At 72.2% G+C, this 14,581-nt stretch carries 16 protein-coding genes and 1 pseudogene; 9 read left to right on the forward strand and 8 right to left on the reverse strand.

The features are described 5' to 3' along the window. Positions 1 to 144 precede the first annotated feature (144 nt). The 3 genes from ACIBH1_RS33460 (at position 145) to ACIBH1_RS33470 (ending at position 3,218) form a co-directional block, all read left to right on the forward strand. The gene (locus ACIBH1_RS33460) at positions 145 to 1,680 is read left to right on the forward strand and encodes a long-chain fatty acid--CoA ligase (RefSeq protein ID WP_397317988.1); all 1,536 of its coding nucleotides are present in this window, start codon (positions 145 to 147) and stop codon (positions 1,678 to 1,680) included. A gap of 132 nt (positions 1,681 to 1,812) precedes the next feature. Further along, positions 1,813 to 2,280 carry an RNA polymerase sigma factor gene (locus tag ACIBH1_RS33465; protein WP_397317989.1) on the forward strand — a complete coding sequence of 156 codons (468 nt, stop codon included), beginning with the start codon at positions 1,813 to 1,815 and terminating at the stop codon, positions 2,278 to 2,280. Continuing rightward, entirely contained in the window at positions 2,277 to 3,218 is a 942-nt protein-coding gene (locus ACIBH1_RS33470) for a YbgA family protein (RefSeq protein ID WP_397317990.1), read from the forward strand. Before ACIBH1_RS33465 ends, ACIBH1_RS33470 begins: the two co-directional genes overlap by 4 nt. Positions 3,219 to 3,239: 21 nt before the next feature. Here the strand turns inward: ACIBH1_RS33470 and ACIBH1_RS33475 are convergent, their stop codons facing one another. After that, a complete protein-coding gene (locus ACIBH1_RS33475) occupies positions 3,240 to 3,365 on the reverse strand; it encodes a hypothetical protein (protein ID WP_397317991.1) in 126 nt (41 codons plus the stop codon). Between the two features lie 167 nt (positions 3,366 to 3,532). Here ACIBH1_RS33475 and ACIBH1_RS33480 point away from each other — a divergent pair, with 167 nt between their 5' ends. After that, a complete protein-coding gene (locus ACIBH1_RS33480; protein WP_397317992.1) occupies positions 3,533 to 5,212 on the forward strand; it encodes a hypothetical protein in 1,680 nt (559 codons plus the stop codon). On the opposite strand, the gene ACIBH1_RS33485 is transcribed toward ACIBH1_RS33480, so the two are convergent. Together ACIBH1_RS33485 and ACIBH1_RS33490 are read right to left on the reverse strand one after the other, a co-directional pair. Continuing rightward, entirely contained in the window at positions 5,175 to 6,086 is a 912-nt protein-coding gene (locus ACIBH1_RS33485; RefSeq protein WP_397317993.1) for a MerR family transcriptional regulator, read from the reverse strand. The two genes, ACIBH1_RS33480 and ACIBH1_RS33485, sit on opposite strands and share 38 nt — an antisense overlap. A gap of 62 nt (positions 6,087 to 6,148) precedes the next feature. Continuing rightward, positions 6,149 to 6,766, reverse strand: coding sequence for an NAD(P)-dependent oxidoreductase (locus ACIBH1_RS33490; RefSeq protein ID WP_397317994.1), 618 nt, complete (start codon positions 6,764 to 6,766; stop codon positions 6,149 to 6,151). A 49-nt stretch (positions 6,767 to 6,815) separates the two neighbouring features. On the opposite strand from ACIBH1_RS33490, the gene ACIBH1_RS33495 reads away from it, so the two are divergent. Beyond that, entirely contained in the window at positions 6,816 to 7,415 is a 600-nt protein-coding gene (locus tag ACIBH1_RS33495; RefSeq protein WP_397317995.1) for a TetR/AcrR family transcriptional regulator, read from the forward strand. Positions 7,416 to 7,417: 2 nt separating this feature from the next. Here ACIBH1_RS33495 and ACIBH1_RS33500 read toward each other — a convergent pair whose 3' ends face one another. After that, complete coding sequence (locus ACIBH1_RS33500; RefSeq protein WP_397317996.1) at positions 7,418 to 8,293, reverse strand: RNA polymerase sigma-70 factor; 876 nt, start codon at positions 8,291 to 8,293, stop codon at positions 7,418 to 7,420. A gap of 117 nt (positions 8,294 to 8,410) precedes the next feature. Between ACIBH1_RS33500 and ACIBH1_RS33505 the strand changes: the two genes are divergently transcribed. Further along, positions 8,411 to 8,872: a carboxymuconolactone decarboxylase family protein gene (locus tag ACIBH1_RS33505; protein WP_397317997.1), complete on the forward strand. Its 462-nt coding sequence runs from the start codon at positions 8,411 to 8,413 to the stop codon at positions 8,870 to 8,872. Between the two features lie 13 nt (positions 8,873 to 8,885). Next, positions 8,886 to 9,650: an SDR family oxidoreductase gene (locus tag ACIBH1_RS33510; protein WP_397317998.1), complete on the forward strand. Its 765-nt coding sequence runs from the start codon at positions 8,886 to 8,888 to the stop codon at positions 9,648 to 9,650. Here the strand turns inward: ACIBH1_RS33510 and ACIBH1_RS33515 are convergent. Next, on the reverse strand, positions 9,636 to 11,246 hold the full coding sequence (locus tag ACIBH1_RS33515; RefSeq protein WP_397317999.1) for a DUF885 domain-containing protein: 1,611 nt from the start codon (positions 11,244 to 11,246) through the stop codon (positions 9,636 to 9,638). The genes ACIBH1_RS33510 and ACIBH1_RS33515 overlap by 15 nt on opposite strands. A gap of 139 nt (positions 11,247 to 11,385) precedes the next feature. Between ACIBH1_RS33515 and ACIBH1_RS33520 the strand changes: the two are divergent. After that, positions 11,386 to 12,009: pseudogene (locus tag ACIBH1_RS33520) on the forward strand (MFS transporter); the annotation flags it as partial. Between the two features lie 46 nt (positions 12,010 to 12,055). Then, complete coding sequence (locus ACIBH1_RS33525) at positions 12,056 to 12,313, forward strand: hypothetical protein (RefSeq protein WP_397318136.1); 258 nt, start codon at positions 12,056 to 12,058, stop codon at positions 12,311 to 12,313. Between the two features lie 15 nt (positions 12,314 to 12,328). Here the strand turns inward: ACIBH1_RS33525 and ACIBH1_RS33530 are convergent, their stop codons facing one another. The 3 genes from ACIBH1_RS33530 to ACIBH1_RS33540 form a co-directional block, all read right to left on the reverse strand. Further along, on the reverse strand, positions 12,329 to 13,084 hold the full coding sequence (locus ACIBH1_RS33530; protein WP_397318000.1) for a class I SAM-dependent methyltransferase: 756 nt from the start codon (positions 13,082 to 13,084) through the stop codon (positions 12,329 to 12,331). Next, positions 13,081 to 14,034 carry a serine hydrolase domain-containing protein gene (locus ACIBH1_RS33535; RefSeq protein ID WP_397318001.1) on the reverse strand — a complete coding sequence of 318 codons (954 nt, stop codon included), beginning with the start codon at positions 14,032 to 14,034 and terminating at the stop codon, positions 13,081 to 13,083. Before ACIBH1_RS33535 ends, ACIBH1_RS33530 begins: the two co-directional genes overlap by 4 nt. A 139-nt stretch (positions 14,035 to 14,173) precedes the next feature. Continuing rightward, positions 14,174 to 14,539: an SgcJ/EcaC family oxidoreductase gene (locus tag ACIBH1_RS33540; protein WP_397318002.1), complete on the reverse strand. Its 366-nt coding sequence runs from the start codon at positions 14,537 to 14,539 to the stop codon at positions 14,174 to 14,176. Positions 14,540 to 14,581 lie beyond the last annotated feature (42 nt).

Raw genomic sequence — 14,581 nt, forward strand, 5'->3', positions numbered from 1 at the left:
CCTCCCGGAGGCGGTAACTAGCTACTTGCATACGCCCGTACAGGCAAGACGTCCATACGCTTTCGTGACCTTTGTTACCTACCGGTCAGTATGGCTGGCTGCGAAAATGTGCTCCGAAGCACTACCAGCGGAAAGGCTCCCTCCATGCTCAACCTGTCGATCGTCCTGGAAGACAGCGCACGCAACGCCCCTGACCGCGCCGCGCTGGTCTTCGGCGACATGCGCCTGCCGTACTCGATGGTCAACACCGTGGCCAACCAGGTCGCCAACCTGCTGGTCTCGCGCGGTGTGGGCAAGGGCGACAAGGTCGCGGTGATGAGCCCGAACGTGCCCTACTTCCCCTTCGTCTACTTCGGCGCGCTGAAGGTGGGCGCGACCGTGGTGCCGCTGAACGTGCTGCTGCAGCCGCGTGAGATCGCCTACCACCTCTCCGACAGCGACGCCAAGGTGCTGTTCGCCTTCGAGGGCACCCCCGAGCTGCCGCTGGGCGAGCGCGGCAAGGCCGGTTTCGAGGAGGTGCCGGGCTGCGAGCACTTCATCGTGCTGCCCGCCACCCCGCTGGCCACCGAGTCGGCGCTGGGCGAGACGTTCTGGGCGGCCCTGGGCGGCATGTCGGGCGAGTTCGAGACCGTGCAGACCTCCGCCGACGACACCGCGGTGATCATCTACACCTCGGGCACCACCGGCCAGCCCAAGGGCGCCGAGCTGACCCACCAGAACCTCCTGATCAACGCCATGGTCAGCGACGAGATGTTCCCGCGCACCGAGGGCGGCGACGTCTACCTGACCGTGCTGCCGCTCTTCCACATCTTCGGCCTGACCGTCATGCTCAACGCCGGCTTCCGCCGCCGCGCCTCGCTGGTGCTGATGCCGCGCTTCGAGCCGGGCGAGGCTCTCGGCCTCATGCACAAGGAGGGCGTCACGCTCTTCGCGGGCGTGCCGACGATGTACTGGGGCCTGCTCACCAAGATCCACGCCGATGGCGTCGAGGCTCCCAAGGAGCTGCGCGTGGCCGTCGCGGGCGGCGCCGCCTCCCCCGTCGAGGTGCTCAAGGACTGGGAGAAGACCTTCGGCTTCGGCATCCTGGAGGGCTACGGCCTGTCGGAGACCTCGCCGGTGGCCAGCTTCAACCAGCTCGAGCGGCCCACCAAGCCCGGCTCGATCGGCTTCCCGATCTGGGGCGTGGAGATGAAGCTCGTCGACGCCGACTGGCAGACGATCGAGGGCGAGGGGCCCGGCGAGATCGCCATCCGCGGCCACAACATCATGAAGGGCTACTACAAGCGGCCCGAGGCCACCGCCGACGTGATGAACGACGGCTGGTTCCGCACCGGCGACATCGCCACCCGCGACGACGAGGGCTACTACTCCATCATCGACCGCGCCAAGGACATGATCATCCGGGGCGGCTTCAACGTCTACCCGCGCGAGCTCGAAGAGGTGCTCATGACGCACCCGGCGGTCTCGCTGGCCGCCGTCGTGGGCGTGCCGCACGACTCGCACGGTGAGGAGATCAAGGCCTACGTCATCCCGGCCGCCGGCGCCTCGGTCACCGAGGAGGAGCTCATCGCCTGGGCCAAGGAGAACATGGCGGCCTACAAGTACCCGCGCCAGGTGGAGTTCCGCGAGGCGTTCCCGATGACCGCCAGCGGCAAGATCCTCAAGCGCGAACTGCGCTGACCCGTTCCGCAAAGGGAAGGGGCCGCCTCGGCGGTCCCTTCCCTTTTTGCTTTTCACGCTCTTGGTTGCGAGCGCTCCCATCTCAGGGTTGAATAAGTTTTGAAGAGGTTATCTCATGAGGGGGCGATCCCGATGGAACAGCTCGCCGAGTGCTACCGCACCCACGCCGCGCTGGTCCGGTCGTATCTGCGCCGGCTGGTGCCGCCGCAGGACATCGACGACGTGACCCAGGTGGTCTTCACCGAGGCGTGGCGCTCACGCGAGCGGTACGACGCCGCGCGCAGCCTGGAGGCCTGGCTGCTGGGCATCGCGCACAAGCGCGCCGTCGACTTCCTGCGCGCGCGGCGCCCGGCCACCGTCTCCCTGGAGGCTGTGCCCGATCCCGCCGTCAGCGACGGCGACGGCCTGGCCGACCGCGACGAGCTCAACCGCGCGCTGGCCGAGCTGCCCGACGCGCAGCGCCAGGCCATCGAGCTGGCCTACTACGGCGACCTGAGCCAGCGCGAGATCGCCGAGCACCTGCAGGTGCCCCTGGGGACCGTCAAGGCCCGCACGGCACGCGGCCTGCACCGGCTGCACACCCTCCTGGCGGCGGCATGACCAGGCCCAGGATCGCCGTCTCCAGCTGCCTGCTGGGCGAGCCGGTCAGGTTCAACGGCGGCCACAGCCGCGACCGGTTCCTGTCGGGCGCGCTCGGCGACCACGTCGACTGGGTGCCGATCTGCCCCGAGATGGAGGCCGGGCTCGGCACGCCGCGCGAGACGCTGCGCCTGGAGACCACCGGCGACGACACCCGCCTGATGACACGCAAGACCCGCACCGACCTGACCCGGCCGATGATCGAGCTCGCCGAGCGCCGGGCCGCCGGCCTCGACGTCGACGGCTACGTGTTCAAGGCCAAGAGCCCCAGCTGCGGCGTGCACGGCATCCCGCGCTACCGGCCGGAGGGCCCCGCGATCGACCGGCGCAACACCGGCGTGTTCTCAGGGGTGATCATGCGCTCGCATCCGCTGCTGCCGGTCGAGGACGAAGGGCGGCTCAACGACGCGGTCCTGCGCGAGTCGTTCGTCGAGCGGGTCTTCGCCCATGCCCGGCTGCGTGACCTGCTGGCCGGGCCGTGGCGTCCCCGCGACCTGGTCGCCTTCCACGCCCGGCACAAGATGCAGATCCTCTCCCACGATCCGGCGCTCTACCGGGAGGCGGGCCGCGTCGTGGCCGAGGCGGGCAGCCGCCCGCGCGAGGAGCTCGCCACGGAGTACGCGGACCTGTTCCGCCGCGCCCTGGCGCGCCGCGCCACCGCCGGCCGCAACGTCAACGTGCTCCAGCACTGCCTGGGCATGCTCGACCTCGATCCGGTACGGCGGGCGGACCTGCTCGCGGTCATCGGCTCCTACCGGACGGGCCAGGTGCCGCTCAGTGTGCCGGTGACGCTGCTGCGCCACCACGCGCACGGCGACGCGGCCGTCTACGTCGAGGAGCAGACCTACTTCGACCCCTACCCCGGTGAGCTGCGCCTGCGCAACCACGTGCCCGCCTGACGCAGCCCCCTCCCCCCTGGGTCAGCGGATGCGCATCCGCAGCTCGCCCTCCCGGAGCTGGGTGCGAACGATCTTCACGAGGCTGACGGACATCCCGGTGACGATCAGGGTTCCGATGGCCAGCAGGACGATGAACCAGATTCCCATGATCTCTCCCCTTTTCTTCCTGCCAGTTCCTTCGGGCCTGCCAGGAAAAGGGGTCCCCTCGAATCGGACTAATCTCCTTTTCTCTCGTATCAGCCCTACGACCGTCATGCCTGCCGTACCGTCATGGTCACAAAATGCGATCAAACGGCTACGCAAAGCGAGGCATGATGCGCCGGTCGATTAGGGGCAACCGGATCCTGGCCCAGCCGTACCGCGAGCTGGTCTGGCTCGGCTACCTGACCCTGCCGCCGGAGGCGGGCGAGGACCGCCGGCTGGTGTGGGCGCATCGGCTGGCCGCGGCCGTGCTGTCGCGGATGGGACCGCAGGACGAGCTCGAGCTGCGCCGCGTGTTCCTGCGCCGGGCCCTGCGCGTCAGGCTCATGCCGTGGACGGGACGGCTCAGCCCGGTCGAGGCGATGCCCGCCGTGATCAGCGCCGCGGACCTGGAGTTCACCAGGGAGCTGAACACCCTGTCGGCCCCGGGACGCGCCGCCTACACCTTGACGATGCTCGAGAATCGCCCCTCGGGGCAGGCGGTCGAGATCCTGGCGGGCGCGGGCGTCACCGACCCCGTCGCCGCCGTCCGCGAGGTGCGCGAGCTGGAGAGGCGGCTCACCCTGGAAGGCCGCGCCATGCGGCGGCCCGCGGTCGATCCCACGCTCGCGCGCATCTACGGCCGCCCGCTGCACCGCCTGCGCCTGCTGGGCGTGGCCGCGCTGACCGCGTGCACGGCGGTCGTGGTGGTGCAGCAGCTCGACGTCGACCGCCCGGTGATCGCCAACGTGCCCGCGCAGGACACCGTGGTGCGGGCACGCGCCGAATCCTGGCGGGCGGGGACCGAGCTGGACCTGACGACGTGGGCGCCGCGCGGATCGCTGGTCGGCGACGAGGACCTCATCCGCCGGGCGCAGCGGGCCTGGGGTCCCGGCCGGGTCCAGCTGGTCTTCGCCGGCCAGATCGACGAGGCCCGGGTGGTGCTGCTGGCCCGCCCCGGCCAGGTGGCACGCTTCACCTCGGCCGAGGGGAGCGGCAAGCTGGAGGTCTTCGCCGCCCCGCGCACCAAGCCCGACGGCACCAGCCCGCTGAAGCTCAGCGACGACCGCTACCTGCTGCCGCCGTGGGTGCGCGAGGCCTCCGTCGCCTCCCTGTCGGGCTCGGCGCCGCGATGGCGGGCGCTGAGGGTGAGGGACGGGGTGACCGAGCGGGTGGCCCCGGCGGGGAGCGGGAGGTGCTGGCAGGGGCCGGTCCTGCGGCTGCGGGCACCGGAGATCGCGCACGGCATGCCGTACACGATGATCGACTTCGGCCGCATGACGCTCGCCAACGCCTACTACCAGCCGCCTCCCCCCGCCGAGATCAACAGGTACGGCCCGCACGAGCTCGACTCCCTGCCCCAGGGCTTCAGCGCCTGGAAGGCGCTGGGCTGCGCCGTCAAGCGGCCCGCGGGAGAGATCGAGTCGGCCATGGCGTGGGAGTTCTGGGCCGGAGAGCTGCCCGAGGGCGTCGCCGGGCGCTGGATCTGCCTGCGGCTGGCCGACACCGGCGGCGGCAGCTCCGTGCAGGGAGTCCTGCTCGGCACCCGCAAGGGCCGGGTCACCTCCACCGTCACCGCCTCGCGGCCCGGCGGATGGGACTGCAGCAGGTTGCGGCGCGACGTGGTCGCCGGGGTGAGCTGGAAGGCTCCCTCGGGCAAGAAGTACTTCGTGGCCGGGGGCAGCAGGCGCGTGGTGGAGATCTCGCTCGACGGCCGGGAGTCGGGCGGCCGGCTGGCCACCAGGGCCACCGGGAAGACGCCCAGGCTCTCGGGGGTCAACGAGCTGGGTGAGAAGGTGCCCGTGTTGCGCTGAGCGCCCCGACGACGGCCGCGACCGCCTCGCCGAGCGAGACGACCCGGCGCTGCTCCGGCCACCAGCCGGGTCCGCCCGCGATGATCGTGCACGGCGGCCGGAGCGACGGCAGCGCCGCCAGCGGGGCGGGGTCGCCCGTCGCCTCCAGCTGCGACCAGACGAAGAGCACCGGCGGCCGGACCGCGCGCATCGCGTCGGCCAGGGCGGAGTACGGGGTGCGGGCGCCGAGCACGCGGGTGTCGACGCCCGACTCGCTGGCGAGCACGGCCGCCAGCGCGTAGAGCGGCAGGCTGTGCTGCTCGTCCTCGGCGCAGGCCAGCAGGACCGGACGGGAGTCGCCGCGCTTCTCGATCAAGGGGTGGAGGGCGGCCATCACCCGGTCGGAGAACAGGTGCTCGATCTCGACGCCCGTACCGGTCTGGACCTGCCTGGAAACGATCGCGGCGAAGACGGGACGGACCAGGTGTTCCCAGGTCCACGCCACGCCGTGCCTGGTCAGCGCCGCATCGAGGGCGGGGTCGAGGGCCCGGCTGTCGAGGCGCGTCGCGGCCCTGGCGAGCATCGCGACGGTAGGCACGGGCGAAGAGAGAACGTCGCCGGCGATCGGAGCCGGCTCCGGTGACGGCTTGGGCGGTGGCGGGACCGTGCGCAGCTCCAGGGCGGCCCTAGCCGCCTCCGCCGCCGGGAGCCCGGCGTTGATCAGCCGGTTCATCTCGGTCAGGCGCCGCAGGTCGTTCTGGTCGTATCGACGATGCCCGCCCTCGCTGCGCCGGCTCGGGCCGATGCCGTAGCGCAGGTTCCAGGTGCGCAGGGTCGCCGCCGGCACGCCGAGCAGCCGGGAAACGGCGCCGATGCCGTATCCGGGTTCGTCCACCGCATTCCCCTCCACTAGTTCATTCTTTCGGATGTGGAGGCCCGGAGGTTGCATCTGCGCCGTCAGTACGCCACATCGACGATGCGCTGGTGGGTGGCCGGATCCGGCAGCACGCGCAGCACGGCGTCGGCCAGGTCTTCGCGGCCGATGCTGAACCCGTTGCGCACCCCCTCGCCCATCGCCGTGCGGTAGCCGCGCGCGGGCTGGTCGAGCAGCCGCGGCGGGCGCACCAGCGTCCAGTCGCCTGACGACCGTGACAGCAGCGCGGTCAGCCGGGTGCTCTCCTGGAACGGCTGGCGCAGGAGCGTGCGCTGGAGCAGGAACTTGACGGCGTGCTGCAGGGGGCTGTCGTTCTTGCAGTACTCCGTGGCGGTGCTCACCGCCACGAGGCGGCCGACGCCCGCGTCGGCCATGGCCTGGAGCACGTTCGGCACGCCGCGCGAGTAGACCAGGTGCGGCCCGGTGCCCGTCGGCCCGGCCAGGAAGACCACGGCGTCGGTGTCGCGCTCGATCTTCAGCGGCTCGAAGACGTCTCCCTTGACCACCGTCAGTCCCGGGTGGTCCTCGGTGACGGCCTGCGGCCGGCGGACCACGGCGGTGACCACGTGGCCCTCGGCCAGAGCACGGCGGACGAACAGCTTTCCAGTCTGGCCGGTCGCCCCGAAGACGGTGAGTCTCATCGGTGCCTCCTATGGTTAGTAAGTGCTCACTCACCTCTATAGTGAGTGAGTGACCACCACGCGTCAAGCCAGCACCCGCGCCCGCATCCTCACCGCGGCCGTCGAGGTGATCGCCGGGCACGGCGTCTCCGGCGCCACCACCAAGCGCATCGCCGCCTCGGCGGGCTGCTCGGAGGCGCTGATCTACAAGCACTTCACCGGCAAGGAGGAACTCTTCCTCGCGGTGATCCTCGACGTCATGCCCGGCCTGGCCCACGCGCTCGACCGGCTGCGCACCGACCTCGACGAGCGCCCGCTGGCCGACGCCCTCACCGCGTTCGCCGAATCGGCCGTGGAGTTCTACCGGCAGGCGGCCCCGATCGCCTCCGGGCTGCTGACCGATCCCGCGCTGCTCGCGGCCTTCCGCTCCATGCTGGCCGTACGGCAGGCGGGCCCGCACATCCCGATCGCGGTGCTGGCCGGGATCCTGCGCGCCCAGCAGGCGGCGGGACGCATCCGCGCCGGCGCCGACTGCGACGGAGCCGCGGCGCTGCTGATGGGCGCGTGCTACCAGCGGGCCGACCACGGCCTGCTCGTGGAGCTGCCGACGGAGCCCGCCGGCTTCGCCAGGTCGGCGGTGTCGGCGCTGCTCACCGGCCTGAGCCCCTGAGCTCAGCGGGTCACGGCGGTCTCCCGGCCCACGTGCGACAACTTCTCGGGATTGCGCACGTGGTAGACCCCGGTGACCAGGCCGTTCTCCACTCGCGCCGCGACCACGCCGTCGATCTCCCCGTCGACCCGCACGAGCAGGCCGGGAGCGCCGTTGATCTGGACCGGCTCGACCGACCTGTCCGCGTCCCGCCGCCACCACCCGACGGCCAGCAGGCGCGCCACGTTCTCGACCCCCACGACGGGCCGCAGCAGGGCGTGCCTGACCCCGCCGCCGTCGCTCAGGGCGACCACGTCGGGTGCGAGGACGTCGAGCAGCCCCTGGACATCCCCGGTCTCGACCGCGCGCTGGAAGGCCAGGAGCGCGGCCCGGTGCTCGGCGGGCGAGCCCGCCCCGCGCGGGCGGCGCGCGGAGACGTGCGAGCGTGCCCGGTGGGCGATCTGGCGCACCGCCGCCGGGCTCTTGCCGACGGCCCCGGCGATCTCCTCGTAGTCCAGGGCGAACACCTCGCGCAGCACGAACACCGCGCGCTCGGTCGGCCCGAGCGTCTCCATGACCAGCAGCATCGCCATCGAGACGTTGTCGGCCAGCTCGACGTCGTCGGCCACGTCCGGCGCGGTCAGCAGCGGCTCGGGCAGCCACGGCCCGACGTACGACTCCTTGCGGCGGCCCAGCGTGCGCAGCCGCTTCAGCGCCTGCCTGGTGACGATCCTCATCAGGTAGGCCCGCTGGTCGAGCACCACGTCCAGGTCGACGCCCGCCCATCGCAGCCAGGTCTCCTGCAGCACGTCCTCGGCGTCGGCCGCGGAGCCGAGCATCTCGTAGGCGAGGGTGAACAGCAGGTTGCGGTGCGCGACGAACGCCTCGGTATGGCTCATGTCCATACGATCCCGGTACCCGCCGCTCTGTGACGCATCGGGCCGGTGGCCTATGTCACACCGCCCCCGCTGTCACAACGGGAGGGCCGCCGGGATCTCCTGGTCATGAAATCGCGCATGCCCAACCCCCTCCCCTTCCTGCCCGAGCTGGCCGAGATCGCCGGGCCGCTGCACCGGACCGTCACGGACGGCCCGATCCCGGCGGCGACCGTCCACCTGCTGCAGCTGCGCGCCGGGCAGCTGCTCGGCAGCACCTACTTCACCGTCCGCGAGACCGGCGCCCTGCGCGCCCTCGGGGAGCCGGAAGAACGTATCACCGCCGTGGCCACCTGGCACGACGCCGCCTGCTTCACCCCCGCGGAACGGATCGCCCTCGAACTCGTGGAGGCGGTCCTCACCCCGAACCCGTCCGGCGAGCGCGTCGGCGACGAGCTGCATGCCAGGGCGAGCGCGCACTACGACGACCGCGAGATGTGGGCCCTGGTCATGGCCATCGCCCACATCGGCTTCTTCACCCCCGCCGCGCTGATCGCCAAGCCGATCCCCGGCATGCCGCCCGGCCAGAACTACACCGACTAGAAGGGGCACCGACATGAGCAGGATCGCAGTGGCCGGAGCGACCGGCCGCCTGGGACGCCACGTCATCGACGTCCTGACCGAGCGGGGACACGAGGCCGTGCCGATGTCCCGCGCCACCGGCGTGGACATCATCACCGGTGAGGGCCTGGCCCACGCCCTCATCGGGGCCGAGATCGTCATCGACGTCGCCTCCTGGCACTCCTCCGACGAGGAGGCGGCCACGGAGTTCTTCCGCACCTCGGCCCGCACCCTCCACTCGGCGGGCCGGGACGCGGGGGTATCCCTGATCGCCATGGCGTCCATCATCGGCGCCGACCGGGCCACCGCCGGTTTCCTCGCCGCCAAGAAGGTGCACGAGGAGCTCCTCCTGGCCGGTCCGCTCCCCGTCAGGATCCTGCGGGCGGCGCAGTTCCACGAGTTCGTCGGCCAACTACTGGACTGGCAGCCGGGCGACGTGGCCTACCTGCCGGCGTTGCCCAGCCAGCTCGTGGCCTGCCGTACGGTGGCCGAGGCCCTGGTCGACCTGGCCCTCGACCCCGCCGGCCCGCGGCCCGGGGCGCCCGTTCCCGAGATCGCCGGACCCCGCAAGGAGCTCCTGTCGGAGGCGGGCAGGCTTCTCGGGGAGCGCCGGGGCGTCGAGGTCGTCGCCGTCGACGGCTCCGGCATGCCCGATGCCGATCTCGCCGCCGACGGCGCCTTCCTGCCCGGCCCGCACGCCGTGCTCGCGGGCCCGGGCTTCCGCGAATGGCTCGACGGCCAGGCCTCAGAGGCGCGCTAGCGCCTGCTTGAGGGTGCCGAGGCCGAGGGGCCCGAGGTCGAGCGCGGCGGTGTGCCACGCCTTGAGGTCGAAGCCCGGCTTGGCCTGCGCCTCGGCGCGGGCCTCCAGCCAGGCCCGCTCGCCCAGCTTGTAGGTGATGGCCTGGGCGGGCCAGCCGAAGTACCTCAGCACCTCGGCGTGCACGGTGTGCGCCTCGGCCCTGCCGCGGTCGCGCAGCACCGCGCAGGCCTTCTCGAAGGTCCACCTGGTGCCGTCGGGCAGCGGCAGGTCCAGGTGCACGCCGATGTCGATGACGACGCGGGCCGCGCGCAGCGCCTGGGCGGCCAGCATGCCGAGCCGGGTGCCGGGGGCGCTGAACCAGCCCAGCTCGTCGGCCAGCCGCTCGGCGTACAGCGCCCAGCCCTCGCCGTGGCCGCTGATCCAGGAGAAGCGCGAGAAGCGCGAGAGCTTCTCCCCCGCCACGGCGACCGCGCCGAGCTGCAGGTGGTGGCCCGGCACGCCCTCGTGGAAGACGGTCGTCAGGTCGCTCCAGGTGGCGAACTTCTCCCGCCCGCCCAGCGGCCACCAGGTGCGGCCGGGGCGCGACAGGTCCTCGCTGGGCGAGGTGTAGTACGGCGAGCCGGCGGTCGAGCCGGGGTTCAGCACGACGTCCACGGTCCGCAACTGCTCGGGGATGTCGAACAGCACCCCGTTGAGCTGCTCGATGGACCGGTCGTGCTGCTCGCGCAGCCAGGCAAGATAGGCCTCGGGACCGGCCACGAACTGGGTGGCGTCGAGGTGGGCGGAGACCTCGTCGAGGCTGGCGCCCGGCAGGATCGCCGCCGCCTCCACGGCCATCTCGCCCTCGATGCGCTCCAGCTCGGCCCAGCCCCAGGCGTAGGCGTCGCGGGGGTCGACGTCCTCGCCGAGCATGTCGCGCATGGCGACGGCGTAGCGCTCGGGCCCGACGCCGTCGGCCTCGGCGGCCCGCGGCGCGTACTGCTCGCGCAGGTAGCGGGCGGTCTCGGCGTAGGCCTGGTGGGCGGCGGCCGCGGCCTGCCCGAGCTCGCGCGCCACCGGGCCGTCGCCGTAGCCGGCGACGAGCTTGTCGTGGGTGCCCACGAACTTGTCGGCCTGGTCGGCGGTGCCGAGCGCCTGCCGGCGGGCCACGGGCAGGCCCTTGTCCAGTCCGGCGGAGAGCGTCGTGCGCCACCCGGCGAGCTGCTCGGGCATGGCGGCCAGGTGGGCGGCGACCTTGCGCCACGCGTCGTCGTCGCCCTGCGGGAGCAGGTCGATGCTGTCTCGCAGGCTCGAGATCAGGCCGAAGGGGGCGCTCAGCTCGCGGTACGGCTCGCCGATGGCGTAGTAGGCGGCCTGCGCCTCCAGCCGTTCGCGCAGGTGGTCGGCGGCGGCCCGATCGGCCTCCGAGGTGGATTCGAGCGTGGCGAGCTCGGCGAGCGTGGAGCGGGTGAGCTCCTCGCGGGCGGCGTGGCCGTCGGGACTGTAGTCCGTGGCCACGCCGAAGTCGCCGGCGAGGCCCTGGTACACGGCGCTGACCGGGTCGAGCGCGGCCGACCTGGTGATGTAGTCGTCGCACAGACGGAAGATAGGCGTCACGCAGGCACCTTAGCCGGGGCGGCTGGGGCACAAAACACGATATTGCGCCCCGCGCGGTCAAGCTCCCGGATTAACACGCCACCATCGGGCCACCGGCTCGTTCGCCGCCGCCGGGCTCGCGCTCGGCGTCTTCGGCGGGGTGACCGTCGCCGCGCCGTTCAAGTCGCGCCTCGTCGACCGGCTCGGGCGCCGCCGTACGCTGCCCGTCCTCGCGGTCGTCTACGCGCTCGCGCTGCTCACGGCGGGACTGTCCGACTCTCGTACGGCAGGCGTCTACGTGGGCGCCGCCGCTGTGGCGGGACTGACCGCACCACCGCTGGGCGCCACCATGCGGGCGATCTGGGCGGCACTCTTCCCCGACCCGGTGACCCGCCAGCGCGTCTACGGGCTGGATTCGGCCACCGAGGAGGTCCTGCACACGGTGGGGCCGCTCCTGGTGGGCGCGCTGTTGCTGTGGGCCCACGCCGGGGCGGCGCTGGTGCTCTCGGCGACGCTCGCCGTCGTCGGGACGGTGGGGCTCGCCAGCTCGGGCGCCTGCCGGTTCGCCGAACGGCAGGCCCGCCTCCAGGACGGCCCTCCCGCACCCACGGCGACGGGCACGGGAGCGTGGCGGCGGCGGCTGGCCGGGCCGCTGCACCGGCCCGGCTTCTCCGTGCTGGTGCTGCTCTGCTTCGGCCTGAGCCTGGGCGCCGGTCCGCTCGACGTCGCCATCGCCGCCAGAGCCGATCAGGCGGGCCAACCGGCCGCGGCCGGATACCTGCTGGCCGCGATGGCCGCGGGAAGCGCCGCGGGCTGCCTGCTCTGGGGCCGTGCTCGGCGCCGGGACCTCGCCGCTGTTCGTGGTGGCCTGGCTGGCGACGGACACGCTCGTCCCCGACGAGGAACGCACCGAGGCGAGCACCTGGCTCGACACCGCCAACAACCTCGGCCTGACCGCCGGCGCGGCGGTGGCCGGGATCCTGGCCGAACGCTCCGATCCAGGACTGGCCCTGGTGGCCGGGGCAGGTGTCCTGGCGGTGACCGCGCTCATCGCCAGATTGTCGGGCCGCGCCGTGGACCGGATCTGAGCCGGGCGGCGGCGCTCAGGGTTTGGTCGCCTCGATCAGGAACCGCGTGGTGGTAGCCACGAAGGGCCCCTCGGCACGGATCCGGGCATCGAGCTCCCGCAGCCGGTCGAGGTGCCGCTCCACGGTGAAGCCGGGGACCATCCAGATGACCTTGCGCAGGAAGTAGATCACCGCGCCGATGTCGAAGAACTCCGTGCGCAGCTCCTCGTAACGCAGGTCGACCACGCTCAGCCCGGCCAGCTCCGCGTCGCGCACCGCGTCGTCGGGATGACGGTTGCGGCGCGACTCCTCGGGCCGCGGACCGAGGAAGAACTCCACGAGTTCGAAGACGCTGGCCGGGCCGACCTGCTGCGACAGGTACGTGCCGCCCGGACGCAGCACGCGGGCGATCTCCGACCACCACGCGGTCACCGGGTGACGGCTGACGACCAGGTCGAAGGCGGCGTCGCCGAACGGCAGCGGCGGCTCGTCCTCGTCGACCACGACGACGGCGCCCAGCGGGTGCAGCAACCGCGTGGCCTTGGCGACGTTGGGCGGCCACGACTCGGTGGCCACCATGAGCGGCGGCAGCTTCTGCGCGCCCGCCAGCACCTCGCCGCCGCCGGTCTGGATGTCGAGCGCCGCCGAGGCACGGGCCAGCCGCTCGCTCATCTGACGCTGGTATCCCCACGAGGGGCGCTGCTCGGTGGCGCGCCCGTCGAGCCAGGAGAAGTCCCATCCGGCCACCGAGACGCTGTCCGCCTCGGCGACCAGCTCGTCAAAAGATCTCATGCGTCGATGTTGTCCAAGGTCAAGGCGCGCAGCAACTTCATTCCGGCCGGATCTGCGCTGCGCGTGGAGTTGGTCAGCACGATCACCCCCACGCGCCGCTCCGGCACGACCGCCATGAACGATCGGAACCCGCCGGTGCCCCCGTTGTGCCACAGCACCGTCTGCCTGCCGCCGGGCGCGCTCATCCGCAACCAGGCCAGGCCCATGGAGAGCCTCGGATTGACCGTGACGTGCTCGCGGTGGGTCAGCTCCACGGCCGCGTCGCCGTCGAGCTGGTGGCGAACGAACCTGGCCAGGTCGGCCGCCGTCGAGCGCAGCCCGCCCGCGCCCGCGAGGGCCGCCAGGTCCCAGTACGGCCTGCGCCTGCCCCACCGGGTGTGACCCGAGACCGTACGGCCGGCCTGCTCGGGGGTCGGGGTGATGACGGTGTCGCCCATGCCCAGCGGCCCCGTGACGCGCTTCCTGATAAGCCCCTCGTAGTCCGTTCCCGCGTGCTCGGCCAGGGCCAGCCCGAGCAGCCCGGCGCCCAGGTTGGAGTACTTGAAGCCCCGGCTCTCCTTGGGCTGCGGCAGGTCGGCCAGGAGCACGTCACGGGTGAACCGCGCGTAGGGGTCGTCCATCGGCAGGAACGCGCGCGGCAGGAGCCCCTTGGGCAGGCGGGGCAGGCCCGAGGTGTGGGTGGCCAACTGCCCGAGCGTGACGCCGTCGAGCCGCGCCTCGGGGAGCAGGTCGTTCAGGGGGGTGTCGAGGGTGAGCTCGCCCCTGGTGACGGCCGTGGCGAGGGCCAGCGAGGTGAAGACCTTGGTGACGGAGCCGATCTCGAACAGCGCCGTCTCGTCGGCGGCCTGGCCGGTGGCACGGTGGTCGGCGCCCGAGTCGGTCACCACGGTGACGACGGCGCCCGGGTAGCGCTTGGCCAGGGAGGCAGCGGCCTGGTCGATGGGGGTCACGGGTCCAGCCTAGGCAGGCGCGAGGGAGGTGACCTCCCACTGGAGGAGGAGGGCGGACTCGGGCCCAGGTCGGAGGCGTTCAGCGAACTCGCGCGGCGAGCAGGATGCCGCGCGGTCGCGCCGATCACCGGCGCCGTCCTCATGACGTCACCACCGGGGTGGTCTGGGCCAGCGCGATCAACCAGCGCCCGTCCTCCTTGACCAGCACGAACGTCAGCGCTCCCGTTCGGCCGTCGTTGACGTGCTTGACGAGCGTCGCCAGCGCCACGTCCGGTCGCAGGAACGTGATGTCGAGCAGCTCGTTCGTGGTCAGCACGTCCTTCAGCGGGGTGCGCAGGGCCTTGGCCATGACCTCTTTGACCGTGGCCCGGCCGCGCAACCGGATACCGGTGAAGTTCACCAGCGACACCTCCTCGGTCAGCAGCCCCGTGAACCCGTCCACGTCGCTCTGCAGCGTTTCCGCATCGCGCACGACCTGCTCGATCGCTTCGACATCGGCCTTCATGGCATCTCCTCAGCTCAGCTTGCGGAGCGATTCGCTCCGCAA

The organism is Nonomuraea sp. NPDC050663 (genome assembly GCF_044456985.1).
Taxonomy (GTDB): Bacteria; Actinomycetota; Actinomycetes; order Streptosporangiales; family Streptosporangiaceae; genus Nonomuraea.